This is a genomic window from Pantoea sp. WEP (assembly GCF_041678305.1).
Lineage (GTDB): Bacteria > Pseudomonadota > Gammaproteobacteria > Enterobacterales > Enterobacteriaceae > Pantoea > Pantoea dispersa.
The window spans coordinates 2,328,880-2,347,237 of the sequence record NZ_JBGNXB010000001.1 but is presented as its reverse complement, the minus strand read 5'-3'; the positions used below and the strand labels follow the sequence as shown (position 1 = coordinate 2,347,237).

The window sequence follows — 18,358 nt, the reverse complement described above, 5'->3', positions numbered from 1 at the left end:
TTCGCGGGTTTTGCTCACTGCGGAAAGCTGTTATCATCGTTGCCGCTTTACGCGCCTGGCGTCATTCCGACAGTGTGGGTCTGACATCGCGCCAGGTTAACCAAACAAAACTCAGTGTTGCATGTAGGCTTTCGTGTGGCTTACCACTGCAATTAAGGATATGAAATGCCAGTAATTACTCTTCCTGATGGCAGCCAGCGCGTATTTGACCGTCCGGTCAGCGTGATGGACATTGCGCTGGATATCGGTCCGGGTCTGGCGAAAGCCTGCATTGCCGGTCGCGTCAATGGCGAACTGGTGGATGCGGTTGATCCGATCACCAGCGATGCGCAGGTCGCCATCATCACCGCGAAAGATGAAGCCGGTCTGGAAATTATTCGTCACTCCTGTGCGCACCTGTTAGGGCATGCGATCAAACAGCTGTGGCCGAATACCAAAATGGCCATCGGTCCGGTTATCGATAACGGCTTCTATTATGATGTCGATCTCGACCATACGCTGACCCAGGAAGATCTTGAGCTGCTGGAAAAGCGCATGCACCAGCTGGCTGAGACCAATTACGACGTCGTGAAGAAGAAGGTGAGCTGGCAGGAAGCGCGTGACGTGTTTGCCGCGCGGGGCGAAAGCTACAAAACCACTATTCTTGACGAAAACATCAGCTATGACGATCGTCCTGGCCTGTATCATCATGAAGAATACATCGACATGTGCCGCGGTCCGCACGTGCCGAATATGCGTTTCTGCCATCATTTTAAACTGCAGAAAATCTCCGGAGCCTACTGGCGCGGCAACAGCGACAACAAAATGCTGCAGCGTATTTACGGTACGGCCTGGGCAGATAAGAAACAGCTGGCGGCGTATCTGCAGCGTCTGGAAGAGGCCGCGAAGCGCGATCACCGTAAAATCGGTAAGCAGCTCGATCTCTACCACATGCAGGAAGAAGCACCGGGTATGGTATTCTGGCACAATGACGGCTGGACCATCTTCCGCGAGCTGGAAGTGTTTGTGCGCACCAAGCTGAAAGAGTACGACTACCAGGAAGTGAAAGGTCCGTTCATGATGGACCGCGTGCTGTGGGAAAAAACCGGGCACTGGGATAACTACAAAGAAGCGATGTTCACCACCTCTTCAGAGAACCGTGAATACTGCATCAAACCGATGAACTGTCCGGGTCACGTGCAGATCTTTAACCAGGGTCTGAAATCGTACCGCGACCTGCCGCTGCGTATGGCGGAGTTCGGTAGCTGTCACCGTAATGAGCCGTCAGGTGCGCTGCACGGTCTGATGCGCGTGCGCGGCTTTACCCAGGATGACGCCCACATCTTCTGTACTGAAGATCAGGTGCGTGATGAAGTGAACAGCTGCATCCGCATGGTCTATGACATGTACAGCACCTTCGGTTTTGAAAAAATCGTGGTGAAACTGTCGACGCGCCCTGAGAAGCGCATTGGCAGCGATGAGATGTGGGATCGTGCCGAAGTGGACCTCGCCGAAGCGCTGAAAGAGAACAACATTCCGTTCGAATATCAGCCGGGTGAAGGCGCCTTCTACGGCCCGAAAATTGAGTTTACGCTGCACGATTGTCTTGACCGCGCCTGGCAGTGCGGCACCGTTCAGCTAGACTTCTCCCTGCCGAAACGTCTGGACGCCACCTACGTGGGCGAAACCAACGACCGTCAGACGCCAGTGATGATTCACCGTGCGATTCTGGGTTCGATGGAGCGCTTCATCGGGATTCTGACCGAAGAGTTCGCCGGTTTCTTCCCGAGCTGGCTGGCGCCGGTACAGGCAGTGGTGATGAATATCACCGACGGCCAGGCAGAATATGTCAGTGAATTGACAAAGAAATTGCAGAATGCTGGCATTCGTGTCAAAGCAGACTTGAGAAACGAGAAGATAGGCTTTAAAATCCGCGAGCACACATTACGTCGCGTCCCTTACATGCTGGTCTGCGGTGAGAAAGAGGTGGAAGCAGGCAAAGTTGCCGTGCGCACCCGCCGTGGTAAAGACCTCGGGAGCATGGACGTAGATGTGTTTGTTGAGAAGCTGCAACAAGAGATTCGCAGCCGACATCTTCACCAATTAGAGGAATAAGGTTATTAAAGGCGGAAAACGAGTACAACCGACGCGTCCGAACCGTATCAACGGCGAAATCCGTGCCACCGAAGTGCGCTTAACTGGCGTAGACGGCGAGCAACTTGGCATTGTCTCACTGCGCGAAGCGATTGAGAAAGCAGAAGAAGCTGGCGTAGATTTAGTTGAAATTAGCCCGAACGCCGAACCGCCGGTTTGCCGCATTATGGATTACGGCAAGTTCCTTTATGAAAAGAGCAAATCTTCTAAGGAACAGAAGAAGAAGCAAAAAGTTATCCAGGTCAAGGAAATCAAATTCCGTCCTGGTACCGATGAAGGCGACTATCAGGTAAAACTCCGCAGCCTGATTCGTTTTCTGGAAGAGGGCGATAAAGCCAAAATCACGCTGCGTTTCCGTGGTCGTGAGATGGCGCACCAACAGATCGGTATGGAAGTGCTTAACCGCGTGAAAGAAGATCTGAATGAACTGGCAGTGGTCGAATCCTTCCCGACGAAGATCGAAGGCCGCCAGATGATTATGGTGCTCGCACCTAAGAAGAAACAGTAGGCTTTCAAGTAATAATGCCGCGTAGCGTTCGCGCTGCGCGGATTTTTATTCGCCTGTCTGGTTCATTTTATTAACAATGCGAAGTGGATATTTGTAAAAATGCCAAAGATTAAAACTGTACGTGGCGCCGCAAAGCGCTTCAAGAAGACCGCTTCTGGCGGCTTCAAGCGTAAGCACGCAAACCTGCGTCATATTCTGACTAAAAAGTCTACTAAGCGTAAACGTCACCTGCGTCCAAAAGGCATGGTGTCTAAAGGCGATCTGGGTCTGGTTGTTGCCTGCCTGCCCTACGCATAAGTTAACCCTTTTTTAATTCCCCGATAGATTTCGGGTTGCAGTCAGGCGGCAACGGAATGAATCCTGGAGCTTACATCAGTAAGTGACTGGGATGAATGAAGGCAGCCAACGCCACTGCGGCACGAGAGATGATGGGGAAATCACAGAATATGATATAGGAGAGCTCACATGGCTCGCGTAAAACGTGGTGTAATTGCTCGCGCACGTCACAAGAAAATCTTAAAACAAGCTAAAGGCTACTATGGTGCACGTTCACGTGTTTACCGCGTTGCCTTCCAGGCTGTTATCAAAGCTGGTCAGTATGCTTACCGCGACCGTCGTCAGCGTAAGCGTCAGTTCCGTCAGCTGTGGATCGCACGTATCAACGCTGCGGCGCGTCAGAACGGTATCTCTTACAGCCGTTTCATCAATGGCCTGAAAAAAGCGTCCATTGAAATCGACCGTAAAATCCTCGCTGACATCGCTGTATTCGACAAAGTGGCATTCACTGCACTGGTTGAAAAAGCAAAATCAGCTCTGGCGTAAGTCAGGTAAAAAAGGGAGCTTGCTCCCTTTTTTATTGCCTGCAACCCACGCAAATGATTGACATTTTAGCCGCAGGGCATTTCAATAGTGCGGTTTCTATCAAGACAAGGTAACGCAAGCATGCACGCTGCTATTTTCCGTTTCTTTTTTTACTTTAGCGCCTGATCGTCAGGGGCTTTTGCGCATAAGAAAAGAAACGAAAAATCGCGCTGAAAGCCTCCCTCGTGGAGGCTTTTTTGTTTCCGGCGACACTTAATCGGATCGCACGATCCCAACGAGAACTGACCAGCCCGGCTGGAAGAAGAGGAAATCATGTCCCAACTCGCAGACCTGGTGGCCCGTGCCACGGCCGCCATCGACGAGGCGTCGGATATCGCCGCCCTGGACGCCGTGCGCGTCGAATTTCTGGGTAAAAAAGGGCACCTGACGCTGCAAATGACCACCCTGCGTGAACTGCCGGCGGAAGAGCGCCCGGCGGCCGGTGCGGTCATCAACGACGCCAAACAGCAGGTACAGGACCGTCTCAACGCGCGTAAAGATACGCTGGAAAGCGCGGCGCTGAATGCCCGCCTGGCGGCTGAGACTATCGACGTGTCGCTGCCGGGACGCCGTATCGAGAACGGCGGTCTGCATCCGGTGACCCGCACCATCGATCGTATCGAAACCTTTTTCGGCGAGTTGGGTTTCGCGGTGGCGACCGGTCCGGAAATTGAAGACGATTATCACAACTTTGATGCGCTGAATATTCCGGGGCATCACCCGGCGCGCGCCGATCACGACACCTTCTGGTTCGATGCCACGCGCCTGCTGCGCACCCAGACTTCCGGCGTGCAGATCCGCACCATGAAAAATCAGCAGCCGCCGATTCGTATCATCGCGCCGGGCCGCGTATACCGTAACGATTACGATCAGACGCACACCCCGATGTTCCATCAGATGGAAGGTCTGATTGTCGATAAAGACATCAGCTTCACCAATCTGAAAGGCACGCTGCATGACTTCCTGAACAACTTCTTCGAAGAGAACCTGCAGATTCGCTTCCGCCCGTCCTATTTCCCGTTCACCGAACCGTCAGCGGAAGTGGACGTGATGGGTAAAAACGGTAAATGGCTGGAAGTGCTGGGCTGCGGCATGGTGCATCCAAACGTACTGCGCAACGTGGGCATCGACCCGGAAATCTACTCCGGCTTCGCCTTCGGTATGGGCATGGAGCGTCTGACCATGCTGCGCTACGGTGTGACCGATCTGCGCGCCTTCTTCGAAAACGATTTACGTTTCCTCAAACAATTTAAATAAGGGCAGGTTATCCAATGAAATTCAGTGAACTCTGGTTACGCGAATGGGTAAATCCAGCCCTGGACAGCGCCGCGCTGTCTGAGCAAATCACCATGGCCGGTCTGGAAGTCGACGGCGTCGACCCGGTGGCAGGGGCGTTTCATGGCGTCGTGGTGGGTGAAGTGGTGGAGTGCGGCCAGCACCCGAACGCCGACAAACTGCGCGTCACCAAAATCAACGTGGGTGGCGACCGCCTGCTGGATATCGTCTGCGGCGCACCAAACTGCCGTCAGGGGCTGAAAGTGGCGGTGGCGACTGTTGGTGCCGTGCTGCCAGGCGATTTCAAAATCAAAGCGGCAAAACTGCGCGGTGAGCCGTCAGAAGGCATGCTGTGCTCGTTCTCCGAGCTGGGGATTTCTGACGATCACAACGGGATTATCGAGCTGCCAGCCGATGCGCCGGTGGGCACCGATATTCGCCAGTACCTGCAACTGGATGACAACACCATCGAAATCAGCGTGACGCCGAACCGTGCCGACTGTCTGGGCATCATCGGTATCGCGCGTGACGCGGCGGTGATTAATGGCCTGCCGCTGCAGGCGCCGGTCATCGAGCCGGTTAAAGCCACCATTAACGACACCTTCCCGATTCGCGTTGACGCCACCGATGCCTGCCCGCGCTACCTGGGCCGGGTGGTAAAAGGCGTAAACGTGAAAGCTGAAACGCCGCTGTGGATGCGCGAAAAACTGCGCCGCTGCGGTATCCGCTCGATCGATCCGGTGGTGGATATCACTAACTACGTGCTGCTGGAGCTCGGCCAGCCGATGCACGCCTTCGATCTCGACCGCATTGACGGCGGTATCGTGGTGCGCCTGGCGAAAGAGGGGGAAACCCTGACGCTGCTCGACGGCAGCGAAGCGACCCTCCACAGCGATACGCTGGTGATTGCTGATCACCACAAAGCGCTGGCGATGGGTGGCATCTTCGGCGGTGAGCACTCCGGCGTCAACGAAGCGACGCAGAACGTGCTGTTTGAGTGCGCGTTCTTCGATCCGCTGGCGATCACCGGTCGTGCGCGTCGTCATGGTCTGCATACCGATGCTTCCCACCGCTACGAGCGCGGTGTCGATCCAGCGCTGCAGCATAGGGCGCTGGAGCGCGCCACTCAGCTGCTGCTGGCGATTTGCGGCGGCGAAGCCGGACCGGTTATCGATCAGACCGATGCCAGCAAACTGCCGGCGCGCGCTACCATTACGCTGCGCCGTGAGAAGCTGGACCGCCTGATTGGCCACGTCATTGCGGATGAGCAGGTGACCGATATCCTGACCCGTCTCGGCTGTGACGTCACCGTCGGCAACGGCGAATGGCAGGCCGTCGCCCCGAGCTGGCGCTTCGATATGGCCATCGAAGAAGACCTGGTCGAAGAAGTGGCGCGCGTATACGGCTACAACAATATTCCGGATGTGCCGGTGAAAGCCAGCCTGCTGATGACCCAGCACCGTGAAGCCGATCTGTCGCTGAAGCGTGCCAAAAACCTGCTGGTGGATAAAGGCTACCAGGAAGCGATTACCTACAGCTTTGTCGATCCGAAAGTGCAGCAGCTGCTGCATCCGGGCGAAGAAGCGCTGATTCTGCCCAGCCCGATTTCCAGCGATATGTCGGCGATGCGCCTGTCGCTGTGGACCGGTCTGCTCGGCGCCGTGGTGTATAACCAGAACCGTCAGCAGAGCCGCGTGCGCCTGTTTGAGAGCGGTTTACGCTTTGTGCCTGATACGCAGGCCGATCTCGGCATCCGTCAGGATCTTATGCTGGCGGGCGTGCTGAGCGGTAACCGCTACGAAGAGCACTGGGATCTGGCGCGCCAGACGGTTGACTTCTATGATTTGAAAGGCGATTTAGAGTCGCTGCTGGATTTGACCGGTAAACTCGACGCGATTTCGTTCCGTGCAGAAGCCAATCCGGCGCTGCATCCGGGACAGAGTGCAGGCATTTATTTAGCCGGCGAACGAATCGGATTTATCGGGGTGGTTCATCCGGAGCTGGAACGTAAGCTGGATCTTAACGGCCGCACCTTAGTGTTTGAACTGCTTTGGAATAAGGTCGCAGACCGCGTCCTGCCTGACGCGCGCGAGATCTCACGCTTCCCGGCAAACCGCCGTGACATCGCTGTGGTAGTGGCTGAAAATGTGCCCGCAGCAGATATCATCGCGGAGTGTAAGAAAGTTGGCGTAAATCAGGTAGTTGGCGTAAACTTGTTTGACGTGTACCGTGGTAAGGGCGTAAACGAGGGTGAAAAGAGCCTCGCGATTAGCCTGATTTTGCAGGATACCAGCCGGACACTCGAAGAAGAGGAGATTGCTGCGACCGTTGCCAAATGCGTTGCAGCATTAAAAGAGCGATTCCAGGCAACCTTGAGGGATTGAACCTATGGCGCTTACAAAAGCTGAAATGTCAGAGTACCTGTTTGAAAAACTCGGGTTGAGCAAACGCGATGCCAAAGAGTTGGTAGAGCTTTTTTTCGAAGAAGTTCGCCGCGCGTTGGAAAACGGAGAACAGGTAAAACTGTCCGGATTTGGTAATTTTGATCTGCGTGACAAAAACCAGCGTCCGGGCCGTAACCCGAAGACGGGGGAAGATATTCCAATCACCGCCCGCCGCGTGGTGACATTCCGTCCGGGGCAGAAGTTGAAAAGTCGCGTGGAGAACGCGTCACCCAAGGATGCTGACTGATTTCAGTATGACAAAAAGGCCGCTCAGCGGCCTTTTTTATGCGCGCAATCCCGGCAGCACGCTGCAGGCGCGGCTTTCTTTTTAGCGTAATCTCTCTACAATCAAATCTCTGTTTTCTCTGCCAATCTTACTTATGACTCTGCTGGATCAGCTGGCCCAACAGGCCGACCGTCGCAGCCGGCGCTGGCTCGGCGCGCTTACTGCCGCAGTGCTACTGCTGCTGGTGCTCAGTCTGTGCACGGGCGACAGCTGGATTTCTCCGCTGCAATGGTTTTCTGCCAGCGGCGATCTGTTCGTCTGGCAGCTGCGCCTGCCGCGCACTCTGGCGGTGCTGCTGGTGGGCGCGGCGCTGGCAGTCTGCGGCGTGGTGATGCAGGCGCTGTTCAACAATCCGCTGGCGGAGCCCGGGCTGCTGGGCGTATCGAACGGTGCCGGCATTGGCCTGGTGCTGGCGGTGCTGCTGGGTAACGGCGCACTGTGGAGCCTGGCGCTGGCAGCGATGGCGGGCGCGCTGCTGATCACGCTAATCCTGCTGCATTTTGCCCATCGTCAGCTGTCGGCCAGCCGTCTGCTGCTGACCGGCGTGGCGCTCGGCATTATCTGTAGCGCCATCATGACGTGGGCGGTGTACTTTAGCACCAGCCTCGATCTGCGCCAGCTGATGTACTGGATGATGGGCGGCTTTAGCGGTATCGACTGGCGCTACGGCTGGATGATGCTGGCGTTGCTGCCGGTGACGCTGGCGCTGCTGGCCAGCGCCCGGACGCTTAATCTGCTGGCGCTGGGGGAGGTGTCGGCGCGGCAGCTCGGCCTGCCACTGCTGCTGTGGCGCAATCTGCTGGTGCTGGCGATGGGCTGGCTGGTGGGCGTCAGCGTGGCGATGGCCGGTGCGATTGGATTTGTCGGACTGGTTATCCCCCATCTGCTGCGCCTCAGCGGCCTGAGCGATCATCGCTACCTGCTGCCGGCCGCGGCGCTGGCGGGCGCGGCAGTACTGCTGGCGGCGGACATTCTGGCACGGCTGGTGCTTACCTCGGCCGAGCTGCCAATTGGGGTGGTCACTGCCACGCTCGGCGCGCCACTGTTTATCATGTTATTAGTGAAGTCTTCGCGCTAGCTGCGGCTGGCACAGTGCAATCAACAACGGGAATCGACGATGAGCCTTTATCAGACAGAACTGGTTACGCTGGACGGTGAAAAAACCACGCTGGCACAGTATCAGGGCAAGGTGCTGCTGGTGGTTAACGTAGCATCAAAATGCGGCCTGACGCCGCAGTATGAACAGCTGGAGTCGCTGCAGAAGGCCTGGCAGGACAAAGATTTCAGCGTGCTGGGCTTCCCCTGTAATCAGTTTCTTGAGCAGGAACCGGGCAGCAACGAAGAGATCAAAACCTTCTGCAGCACCACATACGGCGTAACCTTCCCGCTGTTCGATAAAACGGACGTCAACGGCGAGCAGCGTCATCCGCTGTACCGTCAGCTGGTCGCCGCGCAGCCGGAAGCCGAACGCCCGGCAGGCAGCGGTTTCCTTGAGCGCATGGAGAGCAAAGGCCGCGCGCCGAAAGCGCCGGGCGATATCCTGTGGAATTTCGAAAAATTCCTCATCAACAAACAGGGTGAGGTGATCGCGCGCTTCTCGCCGGACATGACGCCGGACGATCCGATCATTCTGAAGCGCATTGAGCAGGCGCTGGCGGCGTAATGCTGCTGCAGTGCCACGGCCTGCGCGTGCCCGGACGGCTGAGCGCGGGGGAACTGACGCTCTGCCGCGGTGAGCGCGTGCACGTGGTCGGCCCTAACGGCGCCGGCAAGAGCACGCTGCTGACTGCGCTCGCTGGCCTGCTCGACGCCGAAGGGCAGCTGACGCTGGCCGGCCAGCCGCTGCAAAGCTGGTCGGGTGCCGCACTGGCACAGCAGCGCGCCTGGCTCCCGCAGCAGCAGCCGGCGCCTGCGGCGCTGCCGGTGTGGCACTATCTGCGGCTGCACAGCCCGCCGGGCGGCATCAACGCGCAGGCGACGCTCACTGACCTGCTGCAGCAGCTTGGCTTGCAGGATAAGCTGACGCGTCCGCTGGCGCAGCTCTCCGGCGGTGAGTGGCAGCGGGTGCGCCTGGCGGCGGTGGTGCTGCAGATCCATCCGGCAATTAATCCGCGCGGTGCGTTACTGATTCTGGATGAGCCGCTCACCGCGCTCGACATCGCACAGCAACGCGCGGTGGATAAGCTGCTATTGCAGCTCAGCGAGGCCGGCATCGCCATTGTCGCCAGCGGACACGATCTCAATCACAGTCTGCGCCATGCCGATCGCGTCTGGCTGATGCATCAGGGTCGTGTAGTCAGTCAGGGCGGGGCGCGCGAGGTGCTGACCGCCGAGCGACTGGCACCGCTTTATCAGGCCGAATTCGTGCAGCTGGAGACGCCACAGGGGCCGCTGCTTTATCTTCCCTGACTTGCGCGCCGCGCCGCTTTGTCGCTACAGTGTCAGCCGGACGACGTTTTTAAGGACTATTCTGATGCGGCTGACCCTGTTTCTCCTCGTGTTGCTGCTGGCGGGCTGTAGCCATCATGCGCCGCCGCCCAATGGCCGTCTGTCTGACTCCATTACCGTGATTGCGCAACTTAACGATCAGCTCAGCCGCTGGCGCGGTACACCTTATCGCTATGGCGGATTAAGCCGTGGTGGCGTGGATTGCTCTGGCTTTGTCTACCTGACCTTTCGTGACCGATTTGACCTGCAGCTGCCGCGCTCAACGATTGATCAGACTGATATCGGCACGCGCATCGATAAAAGCGATCTGCTGCCCGGCGACCTGGTATTTTTCAAAACCGGCAGCGGCGAAAATGGCCTGCACGTGGGCATCTATGACACCGACAACACCTTCATTCACGCCTCCACCAGCCAGGGCGTGATCCGCTCCTCGCTGGATAATGTTTACTGGCGCAAAGTATTCTGGCAGGCGCGTCGCATCTAATCCACTTAACCCATTAGTGTTAAAAAAAGGCGTAATAATCAGGTGGGTTTTGATCCGATTTATTTGTTTTTTTCTGCCAGATATAACTCTCATTTAAAATGGCACTTTACCGCAATCGGGTTTGCGACTAAAAATAGACGTCAGTGAATTTAATCAGTATGGACATTAACCTGGATCATTTGGCTTAAGTATTATTTGATGCAGAAAAGTCGGTAATTAGACAGAAAACGGCGTCTCTTCTAACGTTTGGTCCTATTGCCTGACCGTTTTCATTGATATACGATGCGCCAATTGCCACTGCATCTGGCTGTAAAAAATGAAAGTCCATTTATCTGCCGACTATCAGTCGGAAACCTGGTTTTATCCTGCCTATTCTCTGGCGGGCCAGCTGACTGCGGTTGAGCTGGTCACCCAGTTTGTTCACGACAGTGCGCCGATTACGCTGCCGCAGGACTTGCTGTTGCCGCAGCTTGACGATGCCCAGCAATTACGTTTGCTGCAGAGCCAGTTAGTGCTGCTGGAAAAGTACCGTGACTTTTTTGAGTTACATCAAATTATCGCGCTGGTTCGTATTGATGAATCTATGGCCACAACGCTATTGGCCAGTGAGTTTCTCTTAAGGAAATTTAAACAACATCCCTTTATTGTTTTGGATATCAGTGAAACGTTTCCGCAATTATCGGCTGGTAAAAAGCAGCCGCTGTTAGCACGCCTGCAACAGGAATTTCGCTTATCGCTTTCTCAATTTGGGGCAGGAAAAGCACCGGCTACGGCAGTATACGAAAATCTGTTTAGCGTGTTAAAAATGGACAAAGCGTTTATTCATGCGCTGGCGAAACGTGCCTCATTTACGCCATTTATTCAGACTGTTATCGATAATTTTTCCGCTTACGCCCCGCAAATAATTATTTGTGGCGTTGACGATAATGCCCTGCTGGAGAAAGTCAGTTCCCTGAGCGGCGCGCAGCTGCAGGGCAGTCTGTTCCCGGTGGTTAAAGCGGAGCGGTTAAGCGATCTCATCTATCCGCACGTCACGCTCACCACGCTTTCACAGCAGTAACCTTTCATCTGTCTTCTCCGTCACCCCGACGGTAGACTACGCTTTATCTTTAAACGCAATGCGGGTGGCGCACCGTTGCGCACCTTCCGGAGTGTCGATGCAATTTATTAATAGCTGGCAGCAGACGTTGCCGGGATTCTACACCGCGCTGGACCCAACGCCGCTTGCCGGCGGGCGGCTGTGTTATCACAATGCCGCGCTGGCGCAGGAGATGGGCCTGGATGCTGCGCTGTTTGCTGGCAAAGGCCACGGCGTGTGGTATGGCGCAGCGTTGCTTCCCGGCATGTCGCCGCTGGCGCAGGTCTACAGCGGGCACCAGTTTGGCGTGTGGGCCGGTCAATTGGGCGACGGACGCGGTCTGCTGCTGGGCGAACAGCAACTGGCCGACGGCCGCAAACTTGACTGGCATCTGAAAGGCGCGGGCCTGACCCCCTATTCACGCATGGGTGATGGCCGCGCGGTGATCCGCTCCAGCGTGCGCGAGTTTCTCGCCTCGGAAGCACTGCACCATCTTGGCATCCCGACCACGCGCGCGCTGGCGCTGGCCATTGGCGACGAACCGGTCCAGCGTGAAACCCGCGAGCGCGGCGCGATGCTGATGCGCATCGCCGACAGCCATCTGCGCTTTGGTCACTTCGAGCATTTCTATTACGGCGGCGAGCCGGAGAAAGTGCGCCAGCTGGCGGACTACGCGATTCATCATCACTGGCCGCAGCTGGAGCAGGAGGCCGATCGCTACCTGTTGTGGTTTACCGATATCGTCAAACGCACCGCCAGCCTGATTGCCCAGTGGCAGAGCGTCGGCTTCGCGCATGGCGTGATGAACACCGATAATATGTCGATCCTCGGCCTGACGCTCGATTACGGGCCTTACGGTTTCCTTGATGACTACGATGCGGATTTCATCTGTAATCACAGCGATTATCAGGGGCGCTACGCCTTCAGCAACCAGCCGATGATCGGCTTGTGGAATCTCAACCGCCTGGCGCATGCGCTGTCCGGTTTGCTGAGCACTGAGCAGTTGAAACAGGCGCTCAGCCATTACGAGAACGAGCTGATGCGGGTGTGGGGCGAGAAAATGCGCGCGAAGCTCGGGTTGCTGACCGCCGATGCAGGGGATAACGCCATTCTCACTGACCTGCTGGCGCTGATGACGGCAGAGCACAGCGATTACACCCTGACGTTCCGCCTGCTGAGCGAGACGCAGCAGGCAGAGACGCGTTCACCGCTGCGCGATGAGTTTATCGACCGTGATGCCTTTGACCGCTGGTATCACGGCTATCGCCAGCGCCTGCTGCAGGATGGCGTCAGCGATGCGCAGCGTCAGGCAGTCATGAAAGCGGCTAACCCGGCGCTGGTGTTGCGCAACTATCTGGCCCAGCAGGTGATCGATGAGGTTGAGCAGGGGGAAACGGCGGCGCTGGCCAGATTACATCTGGCGCTGCAGCAGCCGTTTAACGAGGCGGCCATCAGTCCGGAACTGCGCCAGCGGCCGCCGGAGTGGGGAAAAACGCTGGAGGTAAGCTGCTCCAGCTAGCAGGCATCAGAAGCGGCTGTCCACGGCAGCCGCCAGCAGCGCCAGCACCTCCGCGCTGTCATCCCAGCCGAGGCACGGATCGGTAATCGACTGGCCGTAGGTCAGCGGCTGGCCGCTCACCACTTTCTGATTCCCCTCCTGCAGGAAACTCTCAATCATTACCCCCGCCACTGCCCGTGAACCGGCCTGGATCTGCGCCGCCACGTCCTGCGCCACATCGCGCTGGCGGCGATGCTGCTTCAGGCAGTTGCCGTGGCTGAAGTCGATCACCAGCTGTTCCGGCAGGTTGAAGTCGCGCAGGTTGGCGGCCGCAGCGGCGACATCTTCAGCGTGATAGTTCGGCTGACGCCCGCCGCGCAGGATCACGTGACCGTGCGGGTTGCCGCTGGTCTGATAAATCGTCATCTGTCCGGTTTTGTCGGGTGACAGGAACATATGGCTGACGCGCGCAGCGCGAATCGCATCAACCGCGATCTGCACGTTGCCGTCGGTGCCATTCTTGAAGCCCACCGGGCAGGAGAGCGCCGAGGCCATTTCACGGTGAATCTGGCTCTCGGTGGTGCGCGCGCCAATCGCGCCCCAGCTGATCAGGTCGGCAATAAACTGGCCGATCACCATATCGAGGAATTCCGTGGCGGTTGGCATGCCGATGGCGTTGATATCCAGCAGCAGCTGGCGCGCGATAGCGATGCCGCGGTTGACGTCGAAGCTGCCATCGAGATCCGGATCGGAAATCAGACCTTTCCAGCCGACTACGGTGCGCGGCTTCTCAAAGTAGGCACGCATCACAATTTCCAGCCGGTCCTTGTGCTGTTCACGCAGCAGATTGAGACGCTCTGCGTACTCCAGCGCGGCCTTTGGGTCGTGCAGCGAGCAGGGGCCGATAATCACCAGCAGGCGTGGATCTTCACCGGTCAGGATGCGCGCGATGCGCTGACGCGCGGCGGTAACGTTAGCGGCAATCGCCGCCGAAATGGGGTGTTGTTGCGCCAGCGCGGCCGGCGTCAGCAGCGTGCCGATGCGCGCGGTGCGCAGTTCATCAGTTTTGTTCATTGGGATTCTCAAAAATCTGTTCTTCGCAGCGGTGAAATACCGGGAAGTGATGATGATCACAATAAACCATTAGCCCGTGAATTCAACCAGCTAAATCAAAAGGCTATTCATTACTGACGGCAGCCAGGCTTTACAACCTGGCAGGTAAGGTCAGTACATGCTGCGGCGCAGGCCCATGATGTCGAGGATTTTGGTGGCGATCTCTTCGACAGAGTAATTGGTGCTGTTGAGATAGCGAATCTGATGGGTGCGGAATAGCGCTTCCACTTCACCGACCTCCAGCCGGCACTGACGCATCGACGCATAACGGGTATTTTCAGCGCGCTCCTGACGAATCGCCGCCAGCCGTTCCGGATCGATGGTCAGGCCAAACAGCTTGTGCTGATGGGCGCGCAGCGCAGGCGGCAGCTTCAGATTATCCATGTCATCAGCGATGAACGGATAGTTAGCCGCGCGGACGCCAAACTGCATCGCCAGATACAGGCTGGTCGGGGTTTTGCCGCAGCGCGATACCCCCAGCAGAATCACCTGCGCATCTTCCAGCCCACGCAGCGAAATACCGTCATCGTGCGCCAGGGTGTAATCAATCGCGGCGATGCGGGCATCGTATTTGCCTAAGTTACTGGCGGTCAGGCCGTGGGTACGGTGCGCCACCGGCATCGAGGCCACGCCCAGTTCGCTCTGCAGCGGTGCCACCAGCGCCTGCACGATGTCCTGGCAGAAGCCTTCGCTCTCCAGAATGATGTCGCGCACCTCTGGTGTGACAATCGAGAAAAACACCAGCGGACGCACGCCGCTCTGCTGGTAGAGCGCATTGATCTGGGCTTTCACCGCCTGGGCGCGCTGCACATTCTCCACGAACGGCAGCGTCACGCTGTTGGTATTCACCGGAAACTGCGACAGCACCGCGTGGCCCAGCACTTCCGCGGTGATGGCTGTGCCGTCAGAGATATAGAATACGCTGCGTTCAGTGCTCATGGTTGACCTCATGCTTTTGTTTACTTTTGCGTAACATTATCACCTAAAATATTTCATTTTCACTAAGGGTAAAATGAAATATCCATATCTGGCCGGCGAATAATCTATTTTTACGCTGCGCTGATTACCCATCATAGATGAAATGCCAGCTTATTCAGCGCTAATTTCTCGCTTTTGCCCGCGCGGGCGCAAAATAAAAACGGCAAGCGTTGCGCAACAAAAAACGCGGCTAACCTCATGAAAAAGTGAAAAATATCGCATTGCCAATAGGTTGGCAAAAAATAGCTCCGTTGCGCAACAAGGCGCTTTTCGGGGAGTAATCCGATTTTAACGCTGATTTTCTGCTTTAACGATTCAACACTTAGTCTTTATTAATTGATTGTGCCAGGCTGATTTGGCGAATAGCAAAATGTTCCATGTGCTCCAATCATTTAAAAGGATAATCTCAATGTCCAATCAAGACCAACAGTCGCTAGTGCTCTGGTACAACCAGCTTGGCATGCATGATGTTGATCGGGTAGGGGGCAAGAATGCTTCCCTGGGAGAAATGATTACCAATTTGTCGTCGCTCGGGGTATCCGTGCCAAACGGCTACGCGACGACATCTTACGCTTTTAATCAGTTTCTCGACCAAAGCGGACTGAACCAGCGTATTTATGCATTGCTGGACAACACGGATATTGATGATGTTGCAGCGCTGGCGCAGGCCGGCAAACAGATTCGTCAATGGGTGGTGGATACGCCTTTCCAGCCGGAGCTGGAAGCGGCGATCCGCAGCGCCTATGAACAACTTTCTGCTGATGACGCCGAAGCCTCCTTTGCGGTGCGCTCTTCGGCCACCGCCGAGGATATGCCCGATGCCTCGTTTGCCGGCCAGCAGGAAACGTTCCTTAACGTGCAGGGCTTCGACGCGGTGCTGGTGGCCGTGAAGCACGTATTCGCCTCGCTGTTTAACGATCGCGCCATTTCATACCGCGTGCATCAGGGCTACGACCACCGTGGCGTGGCGCTCTCGGCCGGTGTACAGCGCATGGTACGTTCCGATCTCGCCTCCTCCGGCGTGATGTTCACCATTGATACCGAATCTGGCTTCGACCAGGTGGTGTTCATCACCTCGGCGTTTGGTCTTGGCGAAATGGTGGTGCAGGGCGCGGTCAATCCGGATGAGTTTTACGTGCACAAACCAACGCTGGCCGCTAATCGCCCGGCGATTGTGCGCCGTACCCTGGGCTCGAAGAAGATCCGCATGGTGTATGCTGATTCGCAGGAGCACGGCGAACAGGTGCGCATTGAGGACGTGGAACAGGAACAGCGAGACCGCTTTAGCCTGACCGATGAGGAAGTGCAGGCGCTGGCGCGCCAGGCGGTGCTGATTGAGCAGCACTATAAGCGTCCGATGGATATTGAGTGGGCCAAAGATGGCCACACCGGCAAACTGTTCATCGTGCAGGCGCGGCCGGAAACCGTGCGTTCCAACGGACAGGTGATGGAACGCTACAGCCTGCAGGGCAAAGGCAGCGTGCTGGTGGAAGGCCGGGCCATCGGCCATCGCATCGGTGCGGGTGAAGTGAAGGTGATTCACGACATCAGCGAGATGCACCGCATCGAAAAAGGCGATGTGCTGGTCACCGACATGACCGACCCGGACTGGGAACCGATCATGAAGAAGGCGTCGGCGATCGTCACCAACCGTGGCGGGCGGACCTGTCACGCGGCAATCATTGCGCGCGAGCTGGGCATTCCGGCGGTGGTGGGCTGTGGTGATGCCACTGAGCACCTGAAGGACGGTCATAAGGTCACGGTGTCATGCGCCGAAGGCGATACCGGCTATGTGTATAACGATCTGCTGGACTTTGAAGTTACCAGTTCGCAGGTTGATACCATGCCGGATCTGCCGCTGAAAATTATGATGAACGTCGGTAACCCGGATCGCGCGTTTGACTTTGCCTGCCTGCCAAATGAAGGCGTTGGGCTGGCGCGTCTGGAGTTCATCATCAACCGCATGATTGGCGTGCACCCGAAAGCCCTGCTGGAGTTTGATCAGCAGACGCCGGAACTGCAGGCGCAGATTGGTCAGATGATGAAAGGCTTTGACGATCCGGTGGAGTTCTACATCGCGCGGCTGACCGAAGGGATCGCCACGCTGGGTGCGGCCTTCGCGCCGAAGCGGGTGATTGTGCGGTTGTCGGATTTCAAAACCAACGAGTATGCCAACCTGGTCGGCGGCGAGCGTTACGAGCCGGAAGAGGAAAACCCGATGCTGGGCTTCCGCGGCGCCGGACGCTACGTGGCGGACAGCTTCCGCGACTGCTTTGCGCTGGAGTGTGAAGCCGTGAAGCGTGTGCGCAACGACATGGGGCTGACCAACGTTGAGATCATGGTGCCGTTTGTACGCACCGTCGATCAGGCCGAAGCCGTGGTAGCCGAGCTGGCGAAGCAGGGCCTGAAACGCGGCGAGAACGGACTAAAGGTGATCATGATGTGCGAGATCCCGTCCAACGCGCTGCTGGCAGAACAGTTCCTGCAGCACTTTGACGGCTTCTCTATCGGCTCCAACGACATGACGCAGCTGGCGCTGGGGCTGGATCGCGACTCCGGCGTGGTGTCGGCGCTGTTTGATGAGCGTAACGATGCGGTGAAGGCACTGCTGTCGATGTCGATTCAGGCAGCGAAGAAGCAGGGCAAATACGTCGGCATCTGCGGCCAGGGGCCTTCAGATCATCAGGACTTTGCTGCCTGGCTGATGGAGCAGGGCATCGACAGCCTGTCGCTCAATCCGGATACCGTGGTGGAAACCTGGTTGAGCCTGGCTGAGCTGGACGCGGCCAAAGCGTAATCTGTTATACCTGCCTGGTGCCCGGCAACCGTCGGGCACCTGTCCCATATCCCATTCCACTTTTCATCACTTAAGATTGCCATAAACCCAGCGCTGACGGCGTTCGCCGCCGGACCGCGCTGTTTATCGCTGAATTGCAGGCAAAAAAAAGCCCATCACAGGGGATGGGCAAAGACTACACACAGCAATTCTTCACTTTACTCAGGGGAAAAAGGTTGTTTAAAAATCAGTGGCTTGATTTAAAACATAGTGAACATGTTATTCACCGCCGCCGCTGGCGTCTTTAAGAATCCTCTTATTAGTTTAAAGCTGATAATCTTTCATTACGTTTTATGACCCATCCGGCACAGGAATCAGTGCGAAAAATAATCATTTTATCGGTACGATCGGGCTTAAACGCTGAAAAGTGCGTTTTTTCTTAAAAATCACTAATGGAAAAAATTATTGTGCCGCGA

At 56.6% G+C, this 18,358-nt stretch carries 17 protein-coding genes, 1 other RNA gene and 1 other annotated feature; of the genes, 15 read left to right on the top strand and 3 right to left on the bottom strand.

From position 1 onward, the window contains the following. Positions 1 to 165 precede the first annotated feature (165 nt). From thrS to ABVR31_RS10730, 14 genes are all read left to right on the top strand, one after another. Positions 166 to 2,094: a threonine--tRNA ligase gene (gene thrS / locus ABVR31_RS10795; RefSeq protein WP_372772726.1), complete on the top strand. Its 1,929-nt coding sequence runs from the start codon at positions 166 to 168 to the stop codon at positions 2,092 to 2,094. 4 nt (positions 2,095 to 2,098) lie between these two features. Beyond that, positions 2,099 to 2,641, top strand: a complete 543-nt coding sequence (gene infC / locus ABVR31_RS10790) for a translation initiation factor IF-3 (protein ID WP_058757673.1) — start codon at positions 2,099 to 2,101, stop codon at positions 2,639 to 2,641. A 99-nt stretch (positions 2,642 to 2,740) separates the two neighbouring features. Next, on the top strand, positions 2,741 to 2,938 hold the full coding sequence (gene rpmI / locus ABVR31_RS10785) for a 50S ribosomal protein L35 (protein WP_006118955.1): 198 nt from the start codon (positions 2,741 to 2,743) through the stop codon (positions 2,936 to 2,938). Positions 2,939 to 3,106: 168 nt separating this feature from the next. After that, positions 3,107 to 3,463 (top strand): 50S ribosomal protein L20, encoded by a 357-nt coding sequence (rplT, locus tag ABVR31_RS10780; RefSeq protein ID WP_010616241.1) that lies wholly within the window; start codon positions 3,107 to 3,109, stop codon positions 3,461 to 3,463. 115 nt (positions 3,464 to 3,578) lie between these two features. Next, positions 3,579 to 3,704 (top strand) — a sequence feature (Phe leader region). Then, the gene (gene pheM / locus ABVR31_RS10775) at positions 3,584 to 3,628 is read left to right on the top strand and encodes a pheST operon leader peptide PheM (RefSeq protein ID WP_121626058.1); all 45 of its coding nucleotides are present in this window, start codon (positions 3,584 to 3,586) and stop codon (positions 3,626 to 3,628) included. It overlaps the preceding feature by 45 nt. A 71-nt stretch (positions 3,705 to 3,775) precedes the next feature. Beyond that, entirely contained in the window at positions 3,776 to 4,759 is a 984-nt protein-coding gene (gene pheS, locus ABVR31_RS10770; protein ID WP_021506248.1) for a phenylalanine--tRNA ligase subunit alpha, read from the top strand. Positions 4,760 to 4,773: 14 nt separating this feature from the next. Next, complete coding sequence (gene pheT, locus ABVR31_RS10765) at positions 4,774 to 7,161, top strand: phenylalanine--tRNA ligase subunit beta (protein ID WP_372772721.1); 2,388 nt, start codon at positions 4,774 to 4,776, stop codon at positions 7,159 to 7,161. A 4-nt stretch (positions 7,162 to 7,165) separates the two neighbouring features. Continuing rightward, a complete protein-coding gene (gene ihfA / locus ABVR31_RS10760; protein WP_021506246.1) occupies positions 7,166 to 7,468 on the top strand; it encodes an integration host factor subunit alpha in 303 nt (100 codons plus the stop codon). Positions 7,469 to 7,601: 133 nt separating this feature from the next. Then, the gene (gene btuC, locus ABVR31_RS10755) at positions 7,602 to 8,585 is read left to right on the top strand and encodes a vitamin B12 ABC transporter permease BtuC (protein WP_021506244.1); all 984 of its coding nucleotides are present in this window, start codon (positions 7,602 to 7,604) and stop codon (positions 8,583 to 8,585) included. A 39-nt stretch (positions 8,586 to 8,624) separates the two neighbouring features. Next, entirely contained in the window at positions 8,625 to 9,170 is a 546-nt protein-coding gene (locus ABVR31_RS10750) for a glutathione peroxidase (RefSeq protein WP_021506243.1), read from the top strand. Then, on the top strand, positions 9,170 to 9,916 hold the full coding sequence (gene btuD, locus ABVR31_RS10745; RefSeq protein WP_372772718.1) for a vitamin B12 ABC transporter ATP-binding protein BtuD: 747 nt from the start codon (positions 9,170 to 9,172) through the stop codon (positions 9,914 to 9,916). The genes ABVR31_RS10750 and btuD overlap by 1 nt, the downstream gene beginning before the upstream one ends. A 64-nt stretch (positions 9,917 to 9,980) precedes the next feature. After that, on the top strand, positions 9,981 to 10,439 hold the full coding sequence (locus ABVR31_RS10740) for an NlpC/P60 family protein (RefSeq protein ID WP_021506241.1): 459 nt from the start codon (positions 9,981 to 9,983) through the stop codon (positions 10,437 to 10,439). A 316-nt stretch (positions 10,440 to 10,755) separates the two neighbouring features. After that, on the top strand, positions 10,756 to 11,499 hold the full coding sequence (locus tag ABVR31_RS10735) for an EAL domain-containing protein (RefSeq protein WP_372772716.1): 744 nt from the start codon (positions 10,756 to 10,758) through the stop codon (positions 11,497 to 11,499). Positions 11,500 to 11,596: 97 nt separating this feature from the next. Beyond that, entirely contained in the window at positions 11,597 to 13,036 is a 1,440-nt protein-coding gene (locus ABVR31_RS10730; protein ID WP_166718737.1) for a YdiU family protein, read from the top strand. 6 nt (positions 13,037 to 13,042) lie between these two features. Here the strand turns inward: ABVR31_RS10730 and ABVR31_RS10725 are convergent, their stop codons facing one another. After that, positions 13,043 to 14,089 (bottom strand): 3-deoxy-7-phosphoheptulonate synthase, encoded by a 1,047-nt coding sequence (locus ABVR31_RS10725; RefSeq protein ID WP_336698751.1) that lies wholly within the window; start codon positions 14,087 to 14,089, stop codon positions 13,043 to 13,045. Positions 14,090 to 14,239: 150 nt separating this feature from the next. Next, a complete protein-coding gene (locus tag ABVR31_RS10720) occupies positions 14,240 to 15,067 on the bottom strand; it encodes a pyruvate, water dikinase regulatory protein (protein WP_021506237.1) in 828 nt (275 codons plus the stop codon). 448 nt (positions 15,068 to 15,515) lie between these two features. On the opposite strand from ABVR31_RS10720, the gene ppsA reads away from it, so the two are divergent. Further along, positions 15,516 to 17,903 carry a phosphoenolpyruvate synthase gene (gene ppsA / locus ABVR31_RS10715; RefSeq protein ID WP_372772713.1) on the top strand — a complete coding sequence of 796 codons (2,388 nt, stop codon included), beginning with the start codon at positions 15,516 to 15,518 and terminating at the stop codon, positions 17,901 to 17,903. 140 nt (positions 17,904 to 18,043) lie between these two features. Here ppsA and rprA read toward each other — a convergent pair. Then, positions 18,044 to 18,151, bottom strand: an RNA gene (gene rprA / locus ABVR31_RS10710) — antisense sRNA RprA. Positions 18,152 to 18,358 lie beyond the last annotated feature (207 nt).

Coding starts and splice junctions, on each gene's coding strand:
- thrS (WP_372772726.1), top strand. CDS start 166: ATGCCAGTAATTACTCTTCCTGATGGCAGCCAGCGCGTATTTGACCGT.
- rpmI (WP_006118955.1), top strand. CDS start 2,741: ATGCCAAAGATTAAAACTGTACGTGGCGCCGCAAAGCGCTTCAAGAAG.
- rplT (WP_010616241.1), top strand. CDS start 3,107: ATGGCTCGCGTAAAACGTGGTGTAATTGCTCGCGCACGTCACAAGAAA.
- pheS (WP_021506248.1), top strand. CDS start 3,776: ATGTCCCAACTCGCAGACCTGGTGGCCCGTGCCACGGCCGCCATCGAC.
- pheT (WP_372772721.1), top strand. CDS start 4,774: ATGAAATTCAGTGAACTCTGGTTACGCGAATGGGTAAATCCAGCCCTG.
- ihfA (WP_021506246.1), top strand. CDS start 7,166: ATGGCGCTTACAAAAGCTGAAATGTCAGAGTACCTGTTTGAAAAACTC.
- btuC (WP_021506244.1), top strand. CDS start 7,602: ATGACTCTGCTGGATCAGCTGGCCCAACAGGCCGACCGTCGCAGCCGG.
- ABVR31_RS10750 (WP_021506243.1), top strand. CDS start 8,625: ATGAGCCTTTATCAGACAGAACTGGTTACGCTGGACGGTGAAAAAACC.
- btuD (WP_372772718.1), top strand. CDS start 9,170: ATGCTGCTGCAGTGCCACGGCCTGCGCGTGCCCGGACGGCTGAGCGCG.
- ABVR31_RS10740 (WP_021506241.1), top strand. CDS start 9,981: ATGCGGCTGACCCTGTTTCTCCTCGTGTTGCTGCTGGCGGGCTGTAGC.
- ABVR31_RS10735 (WP_372772716.1), top strand. CDS start 10,756: ATGAAAGTCCATTTATCTGCCGACTATCAGTCGGAAACCTGGTTTTAT.
- ABVR31_RS10730 (WP_166718737.1), top strand. CDS start 11,597: ATGCAATTTATTAATAGCTGGCAGCAGACGTTGCCGGGATTCTACACC.
- ABVR31_RS10725 (WP_336698751.1), bottom strand. CDS start 14,089: ATGAACAAAACTGATGAACTGCGCACCGCGCGCATCGGCACGCTGCTG.
- ABVR31_RS10720 (WP_021506237.1), bottom strand. CDS start 15,067: ATGAGCACTGAACGCAGCGTATTCTATATCTCTGACGGCACAGCCATC.
- ppsA (WP_372772713.1), top strand. CDS start 15,516: ATGTCCAATCAAGACCAACAGTCGCTAGTGCTCTGGTACAACCAGCTT.